6 protein-coding genes and 1 tRNA gene are annotated in these 17,808 nt (G+C 50.6%); 6 read left to right on the forward strand and 1 reads right to left on the reverse strand.

Annotated elements, in window-relative coordinates:
- Window positions 1-67: 67 nt before the first annotated feature.
- The 5 genes from VD907_00050 to VD907_00070 all read left to right on the forward strand — a co-directional run bounded on the left by VD907_00050 (window position 68) and on the right by VD907_00070 (window position 14,452).
- Window positions 68-10,588: a GEVED domain-containing protein gene (locus tag VD907_00050; protein HYG83255.1), complete on the forward strand. Its 10,521-nt coding sequence runs from the start codon at window positions 68-70 to the stop codon at window positions 10,586-10,588.
- Between the two features lie 178 nt (window positions 10,589-10,766).
- Window positions 10,767-11,996, forward strand: coding sequence for a hypothetical protein (locus VD907_00055; GenBank protein HYG83256.1), 1,230 nt, complete (start codon window positions 10,767-10,769; stop codon window positions 11,994-11,996).
- 37 nt (window positions 11,997-12,033) lie between these two features.
- Window positions 12,034-12,108 (forward strand) — tRNA-Asn (locus tag VD907_00060).
- 289 nt (window positions 12,109-12,397) lie between these two features.
- Window positions 12,398-12,817, forward strand: a complete 420-nt coding sequence (locus VD907_00065; protein HYG83257.1) for a DUF488 domain-containing protein — start codon at window positions 12,398-12,400, stop codon at window positions 12,815-12,817.
- A gap of 930 nt (window positions 12,818-13,747) precedes the next feature.
- The gene (locus tag VD907_00070) at window positions 13,748-14,452 is read left to right on the forward strand and encodes a histidine kinase N-terminal 7TM domain-containing protein (protein HYG83258.1); all 705 of its coding nucleotides are present in this window, start codon (window positions 13,748-13,750) and stop codon (window positions 14,450-14,452) included.
- A 411-nt stretch (window positions 14,453-14,863) separates the two neighbouring features.
- On the opposite strand, the gene VD907_00075 is transcribed toward VD907_00070, so the two are convergent.
- Window positions 14,864-15,115 (reverse strand): hypothetical protein, encoded by a 252-nt coding sequence (locus VD907_00075; GenBank protein ID HYG83259.1) that lies wholly within the window; start codon window positions 15,113-15,115, stop codon window positions 14,864-14,866.
- Window positions 15,116-15,237: 122 nt separating this feature from the next.
- Between VD907_00075 and VD907_00080 the strand changes: the two genes are divergently transcribed.
- Complete coding sequence (locus tag VD907_00080) at window positions 15,238-17,733, forward strand: right-handed parallel beta-helix repeat-containing protein (GenBank protein HYG83260.1); 2,496 nt, start codon at window positions 15,238-15,240, stop codon at window positions 17,731-17,733.
- Window positions 17,734-17,808 lie beyond the last annotated feature (75 nt).

Below are 17,808 nucleotides of genomic sequence, written 5' to 3' on the forward strand. Positions count from 1 at the left end.
ACAATCAAAGCATATGCGCTTTTAATAAAAAATAGCAAACGTGTAACTATAAAAGGGGCAACAAAAAATGCGTGGGAAGGTCAAATTGAGCCGATTAGAACGTAACACTTCGCATGGTGAACTAACCGGCTTAAGAATAGGTCAAAGACGAATCTGGGGCCTTGTCTTATCGTTTGCTGCAATAGCGCTAATTATTTCAAGCACCATTCTTATTACAAAGTTTGTAGATGTTCAAGCCCAAGGGGGGGTAGGTACGCAGCCAGCGGGTACTAACGCAGGAATCGTTGGTGAAAACCGAAGCGGCACGACACTATTCTCGTGCCCTGCGGGAACAGTGTTCACGGGTGCCAAGCATATCGATAAATCACTTAGTTCTCCTAACTCTACTACCAGAGGCATGACCACGAACATTGGGTTGTACTGTTCGCGGATTACTACTAATGGTACAACCGTTACCTTGACTCGTACAACAGCTGCCGGTACTCCAGCGGTTACAGGCATTGCATACGCATTGGGTGGGGGTGTGCAGAATGGCTACTGTCCTGCAGGCCAGGCTGTCCAGCAGATGGGTGGATGGGATCGATTTGCAGGTACTGGTGAGCAATGGACATCAGCCATCAGGATAGTCTGTCGTCCGCTCATTCTGAATGCCAATGACTGGATACGAGTAAATACTGCGACAGGCGCCAATGTGGATGTTGGAGCACGTGAAACTAATTTGGCAGCGCATACCTATCGTGGGCCATTTTGTGCGAACACGGCGACAACATTAGTTTCGGGCTATGTACTACAAGGCGGTGGAGAAGGCTATGACGGGATAGCTATTCGTTGTGGAACAATCGAGCAGGCCCGTTTTTCATCAGTAATGCTCTTTAGTGATTTTGCCTGGTCAAAGACGCTTGGTGGAACCGGATGGAAGATGAACCTAAACCAAGGAACAGCACTTATTAATGCCGGCGGCTGGTCGGGAGCGGGTAAGACCCCCCATGCATCTACCGCAGCTAATACAAATATATTTCACGCACCCAATGAAGTATACGTAGAGCCGGGCACTAACTACCGAGCCGCTATTAGCCAGCGGCCTACCGGCATTGCCACGAACACTTATGTAGCAACAGGCAACTGCCTGACTGGCCTCACACTGGCTAACGAGCAGGATGCTGCGTGTTCAATGACTATTACCGGCCGACCAGATATTGCTGTATCCATGACGATGCCAACCTCACCCTACACACTGTACGGGCAATCTCAGACTGTCAGATTGACCGCAACGAACAAGGGCCCTGGCGCAACAGACACCAATGACGGGTTTACGCTGGTTGCAACACTACCAAGTGGCTGGACGGCTGGCGCAACACTACCGGCTAACTGTACAGCAAATACCGCTCGGACAATTGTGACATGCGTACTTAATCCAACGCCACTTGCCGCCGCGGCTTCACCAGGTGCCAATGGTGGCACAGTCAGCTTCAATATCCCTGTTATCGTCAACTCTCCGACTGCTCCAGGATCTTATAATGCTAGTTTGGCGCTTGGCCGCACAGTTCCAGACGGTGATACTGATGCAACCAACAATGACTTCAGCACGGCAAACGATAGAGCAACGGGCGCGCTGGTGTATACATTGCCAGGAACGCTCGTGTTGCACAAGGTCACCACGGGATCGGCTGGTGGTCCATTCGGCTTTACTTTGACCAATACCACACAAACAACCGGTACCGCAACAACCACTGAAGCTGGAACGTCTGTAGATGTTGACGGTAATTCGGGTACTGCAGGAGTGCAACCATTCACCATTGGGACGTTGAATACCGATGTAACGATTACGGAATCCGCACTTCCTGCTGGGTGGAGCGTTAGCGATATTACATGCGTGAATAGTAGCGACGTTGCTGTAGGTAGTCGCAGCGGCAATACGTATACCATTCCCGGGTCACAGGTAGTAAGCGGGCAGGCCTTTGACTGTACTTATACTAATGCACCAACAACAGACCTCGCGATTAACAAGGATGATGGAAATACCACATTTACTCCTGGCACGGACGTAACCTACTCGATTATCGTGAGTAATAATGGGCCGCTCAATGTCGAAGATGCTCTGGTAACAGATGATTTGCCTGCTGGGATTGATGATGCCAGTTGGATGTGTGGCAATGCAATTGGCGGTGGTATATGCGATCAACCAAGTGGCATAGGGCCACTCAGTGAAATTGTTGATTTGCCGGTTGGCGCGTCGGTTACCTACACCTTTACCGTACCCGTTCCCGAGACATTTACGGGCAACTTGGTTAATACCGCAACAGTTGCTCCGCCCGAGGGCATTACTGATTCCACCACAGAAAATAACAGTGATACCGATACCGACACACCCCCTCCTACCACGATTGTGCTTAATAAAGTAACCAATGACGTAGAAGGTGGACCATTTGATTTCACCTTGACTAACACCACGCAAACAACCGGGGCAGTGACGACTACGGAAGGCAATAGCCCGACGCAAGTTGATGGCGACACCGGCTCTGCAGGCGTACAAGCGTTCACTGTTAGTGATACAGACGCTGACGTGACGATTGCTGAAGCTTCGTCATCTAACTGGACTCTCGAGAGCTTCATTTGTACGGATAGGAACGGCACAATAGTAGGGAGTTTGAGCGGCAATACGTATACTATCACCGCAGCGGAAATTGCGACTAGCTTGGCGTTTGATTGCGAAGTAGTCAACGCGCCGACGCCAGCTACGTTAACCTTAAACAAGGTGACGACTAATGGTTTTGGTGGACCGTTTGGCTTTACGCTAGTAAATACTGTTCAAACTGACGGTACGGCTACCACTACTGCGGCTAATAGTCCTGTTCAGGTAGACGGAGATGCTGGTACCGCTGGCACGCAACCTTACGTAGTGGCGTCGTTTAATGAAGACATTACGATCACTGAGTCTTCGTTGCCGGCTGGCTGGAGGCTGGATGGGGTTAGTTGTATCTCGAATGGTAATCCTGTCGGAAGTTTAGTTGGCACTACCTTTACTATTCCGGCCGATGAAGTCGATGCCGCAGGCGAAAACTTTGCATGTACATTCACTAATGATGTTATCCAAGCTGACCTCGCCATTACTAAGGACGATGGCCGAACAGAATATATTCCTGGTGACACAGTAACCTACGATGTTGTGGTGAGCAATAATGGACCGTTTGAAGCTTTGAACGCGAGTGTTACCGACCCACTTCCCAGCGGCATTACAGCCGCCAGCTGGACGTGCGGAGATGCAACTTTAGGCGCTAGTTGTGGTGCCCCGAGCGGCACGGGCGCTTTAAACGCCACTGTAAATTTGCCAATCGGTAGCCAGGTTACTTATAAAATAACGCTCACAATACCAGCTACTCGTACAGGGGCTCTGACGAACACAGCTACGGTAACACCAGCGACTGGTACTATTGACCCTGATACGACAGATAACTCAGCTAGTGACACTGACTTACAAGCTCCGCCGATAATTAGTTTGTACAAAACAACCGACGGAGCTGCCGGCGGACCATTTGATTTCACTCTGACAAATACCAGTGTATCGACGGCGAGCGTGACTACCACAGCTGCAAATACGCCAACACAAGCAGACAGTGATCCGCTCGTAGCGGGCAATCAGCCTTTTAAAGTACTCGACTTTAACCAGGATGTGGTGATTACAGAATCTTCCTTGCCAAGTAGCTGGAAGTTAGCTAGCTTTACCTGTACAAACCTAGCCGGCAGTACGGTAGGGAGCTTAGCGGGAAATGCCTATACTATTCCGAGTGCCGCCTTAATCGCTAGCCCATCATTTAGTTGTACGGCGACAAATGCGCCACGTGAAGTGGACCTGGCCATAAATAAAGATGACGGCAGTGCAACCTATAGCGCTGGCGCAAATACTACCTACGAAATTGTTGTGACTAACAACGGTCCTGATGCGGTAAGTAATGCGGTTATTGTTGACAATCTCCCGAGTGGCATCACTACCGCTAATTGGACTTGTGGCAATGCCACAGGTGGTGGTGTCTGCGATCAAGCGAGCGGCACAGGCGCGATCAATACTACTGCCGATCTGCCGGTTGGCGCATCTGTTATGTATACCTTGACTTTGTCGGTGCCATCGAGCTATGCTGGCACGCTGTCTAATACCGCAACAGTGACCGCCCCAACTGGCGTTCAAGAAAGCATTCTAGATAATAACTCTGATACTGATGTCGACACGCAAAGTCCACCACCGTCATCATCTGCTTGTTCGGTTAGAAACGTTGGCGCAAATTTTGGAACAGCATTCGCTTACAATCCTTACACATTTACGGCTACTGCCAACGGCACAAGTATGGGATGGGTTGGAGTAGCTGGCAATGCTACCATTGTTGACCTGGCGGGTATCGACCACACGACGGCTCTCGTTGGTCAATGGAATTTTGGCAGTCGAGATTCAAGAACCTTTACCTACACACTCACTTTTTCACAGCCTATCCCGGCTAATTTGATTGCCTTACAGATTGCTCATGTCGGCGCCGCTACCGACGCAGCGTATAACCCAACTATAACTGTTACATTGTCCGGTACAGGAACGACCGCTAACCGTGCCGACCTGAGAATGGCGCCTGGCAATGGAACTTTGCTCTACAACAATACAACCGGAGTAATTTCGAAAAGCGTCGCTAACTTCAATCCACCAGAAAATGGTTTGCTTGTTGGTAATTCGACCGACCTGATCCGGACGATTACGCTTACTGGCTCAGACTTCTGGCCAACCGACAACGGTTCGATTCGTCTCCTTACCTTGCCGAGCTGTATCACTGTGCAAAAAACCAGCAGTCCAAATACCGGCACCTTTACTTTTAATCAAACCAATGTCGTGAACGGCACCCGCGCGGCTGTTGCGAACACCAGCCTGACGACAACTGCGCCAAACACGCCAGTATCATCGGCGATGCAGTTTGCGGGCACTGTTGGTTCGAACATCGTCCTGAGCGAGGTAGTACCGACGGGCTGGAACTTAAGTTCAGCAGTATGTACCGATAGAAATGCCGCCGAGACGGGCAACCCTGGAACGATCGGAACGCTATCGGGCAGCACGGTAACCATACCTGGTGCCAATGTGCGCGTTGCCTCAGATATTGCTTGTTTGTTTACCGACACACAAAACATTGACTACGGCGATGCGCCGAGTAGCTATGGGACAGATTCGGCAAATAATGGCGCTAACCATGCAACCACAGCCGGACTCCGCTTGGGGGCGATTGTGGATACTGAAACCAACGGTCAGCCGTCGGCCGATGCGGCAGCTGATGACACCACCAGCCTCGCCGACGAAGATGCAGTCAGCGGGCCAATTGAAATAACATCTGGGCAACCAACCACAGTGAATGTGTCGGTGACTAATACAACCGCTCAGCCGGCAACCTTGGCCGGTTGGCTCGATTTAAACAATAATGGCGTATTTGATGCGGGCGAACGAGTTGTGGTAAGTATCCCAGCTAATTCCGGCACTGCCACGTATCCGGTGGTATTTCCAGCTGGTACGCCCACTGCCGACACCTTTGCTCGCTTCCGCTTATTCTCGGGTACGGTAGCCAGCCCATCACCAACAGGCTACGCGGCGGGTGGTGAAGTAGAGGATTATGCGGCCAGGCTGCTGCCAGCTACGATAACTCTAACAAAAACCACCAACGGCATGGGCGGCGGACCATTCAACTTCACGCTCACTAATACCACTCAAGCAAGTGGGTCAGTGACAACCAGTGCTGCTGCGACGCCAACTCAAGTTGACGGCAACACCAGCACTGCCGGCACGCAGCCTTTTACGGTGGCTAGCCGTACCGCTGATGTAACTATCACTGAAGCTTCACTACCAGCTGATTGGACCCTGAGTAACTTTACCTGCACCAATGCTTCGGGTAGTACCGTTGGCAGCCGCAGCGGCTCAACCTATACCATAACGGCCGCGCAAATCACCGCTAGCTCCTCGTTTACCTGTACTGTGACAAACACGCCAGCACCAGCGACTATCATCCTTAACAAAACCTCAAATAACGGGGTAGGTGGTCCATTTAACTTTACACTGACAAATACCACTCAAACTAGTGGTGCCGTTACCACCACCGCTCAAGGCACGGCGACCCAAGTAGATGGTGATACGGCTACTGCCGGAGCCCAAGCCTTTACCATTGCTACCTTTGGTCAAGCTGTTACAATCACCGAAGCTGATGCACCAGGATGGGATTTAGCAAGTATAGCCTGTACTTCCAATAGTTTTCCAGTCGGTTCACGCAGTGGCCGCACCTTCACTATTCCCGCGAGCGCCACGACGACACCAGGCGGAGTGATCACCTGTACCTTCACCAACGAGAAGCTTCGTGCCGACCTTGCCATCACTAAGACCGACAATAAGGCCACCTACAACCCAGGCACGAACAACATTTACACAATTGTAGCGACAAATAATGGCCCTTACCCAGTCACCGGCGCCAGCATCATCGATACCTTACCGGCAGGCGTGACAACTGCTAGCTGGACCTGCGGCAGTCCCACTGGCGGTGGCGTTTGTGGTGCGGCCAGCGGTACAGGTGCCATTAATACCACGGCAGATTTGCCGGTTGGCGCTACAGTCACATATACGCTTACCATGGCGATTCCTGCGGGGCAGACCGGCGATCTGACCAACCGTGTAAATATTATTGCCCCGAGCACTATCACTGAAATTGACACGACTAATAACCAGGCCATAGATATCGACCAACTCGTGAGAGATTTCGCTGATGCACCGGCAAGTTACGGGACGGGCACTACAAGCCATGCCACCCTGCCTGGCCTCACCATCGGCTCTAACATTACCTTCGAGTCAACCGCCCCTGTATCGGCGGATGCTGGTGCCGACAGTGCCGATGACGGCCTTGCTAGCCCAATTGTTATTACTCCAGGTGTTTCTAGCACTGTGACAATTTCGGCTACTAATACCACAAGCGAACCCGCCACGCTTGCTGGTTGGATTGACCTTAATGGAGATGGTGTTTTTGAAGCAAGCGAAAGGGTAGTCGTCACTATTCCGGCTAATTCGGGCACTGCCGACTACGCGCTAATCTTCCCGGCTGGCACGGTAACCGCCGATACCTTTGCCCGCTTCCGTCTTCTGAGTGGTGCAGTCGCCAACCCAAGCCCAGTCGGTCAGGTTATCGGTGGTGAGGTAGAGGATTATCCAGTGCAAATTGCCCGGGTACAGTACCGCAAGGCGGTCACTCCGGCACCAATCGGCCCACTAACTCCCGGTCAAACTTTCACCTACAGCATAACGGCAGAAAATGTCGGCACAACGCCCCTTACCGGACTCACTATTACCGATGATATGACGCAGGTGATTGACGACGCCACCTACAACAACGATGCGACTGCAACCAGTGGCAGCGTGAGCTATGCCGCGCCAAACCTTAGCTGGACAGGCGACTTAGTGCCAGGTGGAACAATGACGATAACCTACACAGTCACCACCAACAATCCGATTACCGGCGACGCAGTGCTGTTCAATAACATTATCGGTACCGGCCCAGCTAGTAACTGTACGGCACTCACCACAACCTCCGATCCTGCCTGTTTCGTCCGAATTCCACAACCAAATGTCACCAGTATAAAGACGCTTGTCAGCCCTACTAATCCGAAAGCTGGTGATGTAGTAACCTACCGCTTTACCGTGGCAAACAATGGCGGTGCGGCAGCAGGTGGCGTTATAATCGGCGATAGCTTAGCGGGTGTACTCGACGATGCCACCTACAATGCGGGTAGTGAAACTGCCGATATTGGTTCTGCTACCTATAACGCAACAAGTCAACAAATAACCTGGACCGGCAACCTAGCAGCGGCGGGCAGCGCCGGAGATACCGCCACCATCGAATACACTGTCACCCTGAACGGACCAGAAGACCTTGGTGATGGTATCCTAGAGAACGGCCTGATTGCACCCGGCTGTCCGAATCCGCCAATTTATGACCCGGCACATCCAGACTATGACCCAGACTGCGTGACGGTCACTCCTGTCGAAGCTTGGGTAGCACGTAAAACAGTCAGCCCAACCGGCAACGCGCAGCCTGGCGACAGCTTAACGTATTCGGTAACAGTCGAAAATACCGGCCAAACAGATTTGACTGGTGTTAGCGTCGCCGACAACCTTACAGATGATCTCGATGACGCCACCTACAACAACAATCCATCGCCAGCAACCGGAGTAAGTTACGCCGCGCCAACCCTTAGCTGGACAGGCGATCTGCAAGTTAGCGAAACGCATACATTCAGCTACACCATGACCGTCAAAGCTGCCGATGCACTTGGTAACGGAAATATGGTGAATAGCATCACTGGTTCCCCAAATTGCCCAAGCCCAGCCATCACCGACCCAGTCGACCCAGCCTTTAACCCCGACTGTGTGACCATTACTCCTATTGAAGCCTGGACAGTGGTAAAAACCAGCGATGCGACAGGGGTGGTCGAAGCAGGGGATGTCGTCACTTATACTCTGACGATTGAGAATACTGGGAGTGCCAACCTAAGCGGTATTAGTACTAGCGACAACCTTAGTGGTGTATTAGACGACGCCACATTCAACAATGACCAAGCTGCAAGTATCGGTGTCCCCATCTATGCCGTGCCAACCCTCACCTGGACGGGTAACCTGAACGTCGGTCAAACAGCAACCGTGACCTATTCGGTAACTGTAAATCCGGCCAGTGCGGCCGGTGACGGCGCACTACGAAACGCAGTGGTGGGCGGCCAGTGCCCCGACCCAGCCATCACTGACCCAACCGATCCAAACTACAATCCAGACTGTATCACGATCATCCCTGTAAAAGAGTGGATAAGCACCAAGACCGCCACACCCGCCTCAGGCACGGTACGCTTACCTGGCCAGGTAGTCAACTACACAATAATTGTCGAGAACACAGGTACGGCAAACCTGACCGGTGCCGACGCACCAGCTGTTTCGGACGATTTGTCAGCTGCCCTCGACGACTCTACTTTCAATAATGACCAGACTGCCACCATCGGGACCCCGGCCTACGCCGCACCAACCCTTTCGTGGTCTAACGACCTCAACGTTGGGCAGGTGAGCACTATAAGCTACTCGGTTACCATAAATGACCTCGATAACCTGGGCGACGGCGCACTCAGGAATGCCATCACCGGCTCACCGAACTGTCCGGATCCAGCCATCACAAACCCGGCCGACCCGAATTACAATCCAGATTGTGTCACGATACACCCAATTGAAGCCTGGAAGGTTATTAAAACGTCCGCCGCCACCGGCGCTGTTACTGCTGGCGACACCGTTGGTTACACGCTCACGATCGAGAATCTCGGCAGCGTTCCGCTCAGCGGCAAGTCGGTAAGCGACAACCTCGGCGGCGTGCTTGACGATGCCACCTACAACAACGATGCCAACTCTGGCGGTATCGGATCAGTCTCCTTCGCCGCGCCAACCCTCACCTGGACCGGCAACATAGCGGTCGGACAAACCGTGACCGTGAGCTATTCAGTAACGGTAAATCCGGCCAGTGCGGCCGGTGACGGCGCACTACGAAACGCAGTGGTGGGCGGCCAGTGTCCAAATCCAGCTATCACCAACCCAAGTGATCCAAACTTTAATCCAGACTGTGTCTCGATCATCCCTATAAAAGAATGGATTGGCATTAAGAAAGCAACCCCAACTGGCTCGCTCAAACCCGGCGCTACGGTAACCTACACCCTTACCATTCGAAATACCGGTACCGCTAATTTGACCGGCGCTGACGCACCGGCTATCGAGGATGATCTGACCGAAGTAATCGACGACGCCGCCTATAATAACGACGTCACGGCTACTCTCGGTACACCAGCTTACACCGCGCCACTACTGACCTGGTCAAACGACCTAAACGTCGGGCAAACTGCAACTATCAAGTACAGCGTCACGACAAACGCTGCCGGCGACTTCAACGATGGCATGCTCGTTAACGCTCTCAGTGGTCCGCCAAACTGCACAGTAGCAATGGCTGCGCCGTTCGCGGCGGCTGCTGATACGGATTGTTCCACCACACGCTACATTGAGAACTTTGAGATGACGAAGACAGCGAACCCAGCAGATAGTAGTAAAGTGAAGCCCGGTGACACGATTACCTATACAGTCACTATCCGTAACACGGGAGCGGTTGATCTCACGGCGTTTACCTTCGATGACAAGCTCGACCAAGTGCTCAACCACGCCACATTTGTTGGTAGCCCGAACGTTGATGGCCCAGGTTTGGCAGTGCGCAACAATAACCTACTTACCTATACTGGTGACATTCCGATCGGCCAGTCAGTGACGGTATCATACGCCGTCCGGGTAAATCAAGATGCTCCGCTGGACGCAGTGCTAAGGAACGTGGTGACCGGACCGTTTAGCAACTGCTTTACCGGCGAAGAGCCCGAGTGTTTGACAACCCATACGGTCGTATCGCCTTCGCCAATTCCGGCACTTCCTAATACGGGCATGAATCTGCTTCTCCCAATTGGAGCCGCCGCCCTGCTCATTGGCACAGGGTTATATATCAGAAAGCGCAAGCAGGCATAACAAAGGTCAAACCAAAAAAACAATAACGGCGTAACAGCCGTTATTGTTTTTTCGCTTGTGAGCCATTTTTATGCTCGTATTTTTAGCAAATATCCACGAAGCCGGTTTTTACGAAACTCTATAGAGCTCATAGAGGTAGAACTGCATATAAAAACCAGCTATACTACCAAGGTAGTGTATGGAAAAACTTAGGCGACTCATACCATTTACGCCCAGCAAGCCATTTGTCTGGACGCTTATCGGGGTAACGCTGCTGGGCGGAATCGCGCTGCGGTTTATTGCTATGCAGTTCGGTCATAATTTCGACTTCCAATCCTACACGATTGTTCGTGACATTATGCTCAGCGGCGGGAATGTCTACGCCGAAACTGCTCGCTACAATTACGGCCCGGTTTGGTTTAGTTTATTGGGTTTTTTTGGCTGGCTAGCTACGCTGTTTAATAATCCTGAGTTTTTTCGGCTTTTCATCGTGGCTGTGCTGACACTGACGGATATTGGCATTGCCCTTTTATTAAAGAAGAAATTTGGCCTGGCGGCGTTCGTAGTCTTTTTTCTGAATCCTGTGTCGATTGTCATCACTGGCTACCATAACCAGTTTGACAATCTGGCGCTACTGGTGGGGCTATTAGGGCTGGCAATAATGCCGGACGACTCAGTAAGGCAATTCCAGCGTCGCCATGTGTACGCCGCGCTACTCATTGGGGTGTCGCTTTGTATTAAGCATTTGTTTTTTGTGCTGCCACTGTGGTTGTTTATTCGCGGCGCGACACTTAAGATTAAGCTGTTTATGGCTGGCGTGCCAGTGGCGGTTTTCCTGCTCAGTTTTGTACCATTTTGGGCGGAAGGGCAGGCGGGGATTATGCAAAATGTCTTTTTGTATAAGTCGTTTGCAAACGCGCCGCTCCTAAACATCATCTTTTCGCCAGAGTTTGTGCGGTGGATTCATCCTACCGTGCTGGTGGTTGCAGCTTTGGCGATAACCGGTATCCTGACGCGGCGTTTGCCAATATTTGACGCGGCGATGTGGTATTTATTGGTGTTAGTGGCCTTCTCGCCGGCAATTGCTAACCAGTATTTGGCAATTGCTATGCCGGCGGTGGCGGGGTTGGGAGTGCTATTTTTCTTGCCATTTATTGCATTGGCTGGTTTGCTGCTGGTGGTGACATCGCGCAATGGCCTAAGCATCCAGCGCTTTATTGATAATATTCCACCCGATGTCGTAAAATACCTCACCGAAAACGCCCGAAACGGCCAGTACCGCTTAATTATTCTGAGCTTATTTCTAGGCATGGTTGCAACGGCAATTTTTCTCTATAAAACCCATTGGCTTTTGGCGCCGATCGCCGCTGTCAAACGCTTCTGGCGCGAACAAATAAAAACCATTAAAACTAAAGAAGATACCAGTTGACCAAGCGGCCTCATTACCGGTATAATATGCACTGTATTCCGGCGTAGCTCAGTGGTAGAGCGGTTGGCTGTTAACCAATAGGTCACTGGTTCGAGCCCAGTCGCCGGAGCCATGAAAAGGCCACCTCATAGAAGGTGGTTTTTTCATGGCCCGCGGTAGTTTGGCGTGTAGAGCCAGGGCATTTAGCAAGATCGAATTTCTTAAAATTTTGATATGGTGGTGAACGAGTTATTTTTATTTTTGTTATAGGTATGCGAAAAACCAAGTTACTTGCCCTAAAGGATCATCTAGTTCAGGGAAAGCACAATGGCTAGGATACTTTTTGAGAAAGCGAAGTTATGATCAAGTCATGAAAGACTAATTTCATTTAGGATCGGCCTCTGCCCTGGTATCATAAAACTATGCACCAACTATTCACCATTGGGCATTCGACGCGGCCGTTTGCAGAGTTTGTTAAGCTGCTCAAATCACACGGCATCACGCAGCTCATCGATGTGCGGACTATTCCGCGCTCGCGGCATAATCCGCAGTACGAACAAACGGAGCTTGAAAAACAGCTCCCCAACCACGGCATTACGTATCGCTACATGAAACAGCTGGGTGGGCTACGGCCGGCTGCAAAGCAGTCAGTAAATACTGCTTGGCGCAATAAATCCTTCCGCAACTATGCCGATTACATGCAAACAGACGATTTTAAAGAAGGCATCACTGCTCTGATTACTGCCAGCAAAGAACGGCCCAGCGCTATTATGTGTGCCGAAGCTGTGCCACCGGTCCTTGATTGGCGATGCCTTAACGGTAAGAAACATTCACGTAATTGATATTATTAACTCTTCAAACACTAAAGAACATAGCTTGACCTCATTTGCCGTTGTCGATGGCGAAAATATAACCTATCCCGCGGCAGCTGAAGAATGACTTTGTTCCGGAGGTAAGCTTTGCTATACTAACAACGCCTGGTTGTCCGTAAAACTATGGTCAGGTTGAGGGCTGAACAACCGCTCGTTAAGCCTTTTACCCGGCCATAAAAACCAGTTCTTAGAGCGGGTTGGACAACGGTATCCAGGTTTGTAAACACTAGAAATAGTTTAATAAGTCTTAATAATTTCTAATAAATATGGCGAGGTGAATCCACTGTACATATAGGGGATTCACCTCGTCGCAGCTTTATACGATTGGGTAATCGTAGTCTACGCGTTCAGGCGGATTCTCAAGTGCCCAAAACGAACCCGGGCGGCCAAAGTGTCGCTTGCGCCAGAACGATGTTTTATCCGGGAAACGATCCGTGTAGGGACCGCCGATCGTAAGCTTGCCCGTTTCTTGATTGGGAGTTCAATTCGAACGTGATACCTGAAGCGTTCAATATCGCGCCCGCAGCGCTCATAAAGCTTCCAGATACTCTCTCCGTAAAGGCGTTTCTCGTCCAATACAACCAACTCAGTAAACAGATCTTCTGATGATTTAACAAACTCTACCAATACTGCCATTGAGCCCGGGAGGCGTTCTGATAGTGCGTACATTCCTCCTCGATTGTCGTATCGAGTGTCAAGCGACCCTTCGATGTGGCAGCCATAGCCATGCCTTTCTGATAATCAGCATTTTTAAAGCATGAGATCCATAAACCCGTAGCGACTATAGCAGCTTCAAGAAATAGTTTCCAGACCGGTAGTTAGCAGTCGAGGGGGTATAGGCAGGGCAGGCAGTGGCCAAAACTAGCTTTTTCTCACTATGGTCGTATAATGAACTCCACAATGAAATACTTAAAACAAAACAAACTCTACTGTTTCTCGCCGCCAGTTATGCTGGCGACTTTTATTATTGAAATTGGCCTAGCGGCGTATACTATTTGGCGATATAAATTGAACTCAATTACCCGCCTAGCGTCGGCAATACTTATCTGTTTAGCCGCTTTTCAGTTAGCCGAATTCAACGTTTGTGAAGGTGCGTGGGGGTTAAATAGCGCTGAATGGGCGCGACTTGGCTATGTGGCGATTACGCTGTTGCCGCCTTTAGGTATTCATCTGATCGCACGCCTGGCGGGTGATGTCCGACGCTGGCCGTATCTTGCGGCTTACCTACTAGGGGCTGGGTTTAGCGGGTTCTTTTTGTTTGCGACGAATAGCATCGCGACCGAAGCTTGTCTCGGTAACTACGTGATTTTTGAACAATCCCCTGGCACAATGTGGGCGTACGCCCTTTACTACTATGGGCTTCTACTGGCCGCAATTGGCTACGCGGCAAGGCTTGCAAAAACCGCAACCCCACGAGTAAAACGTTCTTTGCAGATGCTGATTATTGGCTACGCATTATTTATGGTACCGACCACGTTAGTAAATAGTATAGACCCGTCAACCATTGCCGGTATTCCCTCCATTATGTGCGGGTTTGCCGTCAGTCTTGCGTTTGTGTTGGTATTTGCTGTTTTACCATTTGCCCGAATAAAACCTAGGAATTAAAGTAGTATACCGGTGTTAAGTGATGGCGCATATGTCGCCTCTCGGGAGATTTAAGATAAAGTTAATTAAAATTTCATAATATTATAGTGAGACTGTTGTGATATCGACATTACTTTGAAAGGCGCGAAAGAAAAAGGGGCTTCATGGGGAGTAAAGCGTCTAGCTGCTACACATAAGCAATATATAAATTCATATAATACTGGAGGGTAACTATGAAGGCCCTATTCTTTAAGTGCCGCAGATAGTCGGCAATCCGCAATCTTTGACTATCTGGTTAGCAGATCCACCCACAGAAGTGCGCAAGAAGTTTCAGTTGGCAAGTCAAGATAACTGGAGTCATATAATTTGCATGCCCGGGGTGTCCAAGGAAGTGATTGATGAGTTTATACACGACTTACAGTCGAGCAAGCATTAGTAGTCATCAAGTACCGGCAAGTCGGACACCGAAGTTTGCAAAGCTTTGGCCAATCGGTCGAGCTGCTGAAATTTACCGTATTTAATCGGTTGATGATCGGCGTCGTATAGGCGGTAGTAATACGGGTAAGTTTTGACCTCGCCGTTAAAGGCTTTGGTGGTGGTTGGGGAGGGAATGCGTTTAATGTACCAACCTGGCGACTGTTGCTTTAGAATGCGCTTTACTTTGGCGTAATGGTTAAAAGCCATGCATCTAGCATAGCAGGCCAGACGATTACTAGCTGCAGAAGACCGTCAAAAACCGAAGCTGTTGTAAATATATAAGCATTAGCATAAAATGGAAGAAATAGGGCATAAAAAGGTAAAAGCAAATGCAAAAAGCGGCAATAATAAAACGAATGAGTGTCGTAGGGCTCACACTTGGGCTCGCGATGGCAATTTTAGGCATAGCGGCGCTGAGTAGCCAGCCAGCCAGCGCAGCAACCTTTACTGTTACTAATACTAACGATACCGGTGCTGGCTCCTTGAGGCAGGCGATTACCGATGCCAACGCGGTAGCTGGTAGTCATACCATCACCTTTAATATTCCAGGCGCCGGCCCTCATGTTATTACGCCGGTTACTGCCTTACCACTTCTAGGGAATACTACCCATGCCTCCCATTCGATCATTATCGATGGCTGTAGCCAACCAGGATCAATCTGTAGCGCCTTCCCCTTGACCTTGAAAGTGCAAATAAACGGAGTAAATGTCAATGTAACCAACTCAGGGGTTTTCGGTGTAATCAGAACCCGAGACGGCGGCATGACCATACGCGGGCTATCAATTACAAACTCCCAAGTAGCGGCGATTCGAGGCCATCGTACCGCAATGGATGGTCAGTTTTGGCATCCTAATAATTTAGTTGCTGAGTATAATTACATCGGTCTCATGCCAGACGGTACGGCAGCACCCAATGCTCTAGGAGTCGGGCTCATAAATAGCCTCGGTGGTATATCTGGTGGCGATAACGATCGGGTGTCAAATAATGTCATCAGCAGCAACACCGGGACAGCCCTAATTACAAACAGCGGTGGTGGGTTTTCACCCGTGCAGCCGATGGATGATCTGATAATTGAAAATAACATTGTCGGACTTGACCCAACCGGCACTCAGCCGCGTCCAAACGGTAACGGTCTCAGCATTACGGGCACAAACAATGCCATCGTCCGGAATAACACGGTCGCCCACAACACCGGCTTTGGTATGGAATTTAGAATCCAAAGCATTAATTTGCTCGTGCAGAACAACACCGTTCGTAATAACGGTACACAGGGCATGACCTTCTCGCGCGGGGCAATTGTCAGCCCAGAGTTTGTCGGGCCAGTCACCATGACAGGCAATACCATTACCGGTAATACCCAAAATGGTATTCTCATTACCGATTCGCCCGATATCACCATAGGCGGTGCCGCAGCGGCAGAAGCAAATACCATTTCTGATAACGGAGCGAACGGCATAAATGTGACGGGTGCGCTGGCGGTAAATACCGACGTTTTAGGCAACCAGATTAACGATAACGGACAGTACGGCGTCCGTATTACTGGTTCGGCTTCGAATGCAACTATTGACGGTAATACTGCCAGTTCTAACACGAACGCTGGTATAGCGGTGAGTAGCGGGTCTGCTGTGCAAATTACTAACAACGCTGTCACTTCATCGGTGCAAAATGGTCTGGAGCTGACCAGCTCGAACAACCTTACCATTACGGGCAACGATATTAACAATAATGACTACGGTATTGTTGGCACCAGCGTGAATAATGCAACGCTCCACGACAACACCATCGCCACTAATGCCAGCGATGGTATATCGCTGATGAGCAGTAATAATGTCACTATTGGTGGTATCGCCGCAGGCCAAGCAAACCACATACATGCCAACGGCGGCGTTGGCGTAGGGGTTGGGTTGAGTGCCAGCGATGCAAGCACAGCGGTTAGCGTTCGCGGTAATAGTATCCACGACAACCAAGGCCTTGGGATCGATCTTGGCTCGAATGATGTCACTGCGAACGATGGCGCACCCGATGCCGATGTAGGACCGAATACCTTCATTGACTTTCCGGTTATCACCTCTGTCACTCGTGGTTCGGTAATAGTCGGTGGCACATATGAAGGCGCTGCCAACCAAACTTACAATCTAGACTTTTACGTAAATACTGCCGCGGATGCTTCTGGCTACGGTGAAGGGCAGACCTACGTAGGATCAGGCACGGTAACCACGGATGCAAGCGGCTTGGTAGCTTATGAATTCACCTTCCCTGGCACCCTTCCTACGGGTGGAGTGGTGTCTGCAACCGCTACCGATGCGAGCAACAATACTTCGGAATTTAGCCTTGCAGCCCTAGCCAACCCAACGGCAATCGATAACACCGTAACCGTCACAGTTGGTCAACCAGTCATCATTAACGTGCTGGCGAACGACACTACTGAGGGACCGGCTCTCGATCCAGCTAGCGTGCGCTTAATTGATCCGGCCACTGATGCTGAAGTTATGACCCTAACAGTAGCTGGCGAAGGCGTCTGGCAGGTTAATCCCGACGGCACCATCACTTTTACCCCTGGGGCCGGGTTTGTCGGCACTACAACCCCAGTTAATTACCTAGTAGCAGATGTCGATGGCGCGGTGTCAAACCCAGCTGCTATAACCGTCACGGTGGCTGAAATTGTCGGCGACACGCCTCCCGGCTCTGGTACGCCTGGTACCGGCACGAATACACCTGGCGGCCTTGCAGATACCGGCCAGAGCGTAATGGGCGTCTTGATTGCAGCCTTACTACTTGTGGGTAGTGGCGTAATCGCAGTAAAGCGTTTACGAGCACACTACTAAAAAATCGAAGAAGCGCTCGGGCAATCCGAGCGCTTCTTCGATTTCCAGAAGTTTACATAGAGATGCGGCTGAAAA

It is taken from the genome of Verrucomicrobiia bacterium (genome assembly GCA_035629335.1).
Lineage (GTDB): Bacteria > Patescibacteriota > Saccharimonadia > Saccharimonadales > Saccharimonadaceae > DASUUR01.

Excerpts from the sequence above, each read along its gene's own strand:
- VD907_00050 (HYG83255.1), top strand. The coding sequence starts at position 68 with ATGCGTGGGAAGGTCAAATTGAGCCGATTAGAACGTAACACTTCGCAT.
- VD907_00055 (HYG83256.1), top strand. The coding sequence starts at position 10,767 with ATGGAAAAACTTAGGCGACTCATACCATTTACGCCCAGCAAGCCATTT.
- VD907_00065 (HYG83257.1), top strand. The coding sequence starts at position 12,398 with ATGCACCAACTATTCACCATTGGGCATTCGACGCGGCCGTTTGCAGAG.
- VD907_00070 (HYG83258.1), top strand. The coding sequence starts at position 13,748 with ATGAAATACTTAAAACAAAACAAACTCTACTGTTTCTCGCCGCCAGTT.
- VD907_00075 (HYG83259.1), bottom strand. The coding sequence starts at position 15,115 with ATGGCTTTTAACCATTACGCCAAAGTAAAGCGCATTCTAAAGCAACAG.
- VD907_00080 (HYG83260.1), top strand. The coding sequence starts at position 15,238 with ATGCAAAAAGCGGCAATAATAAAACGAATGAGTGTCGTAGGGCTCACA.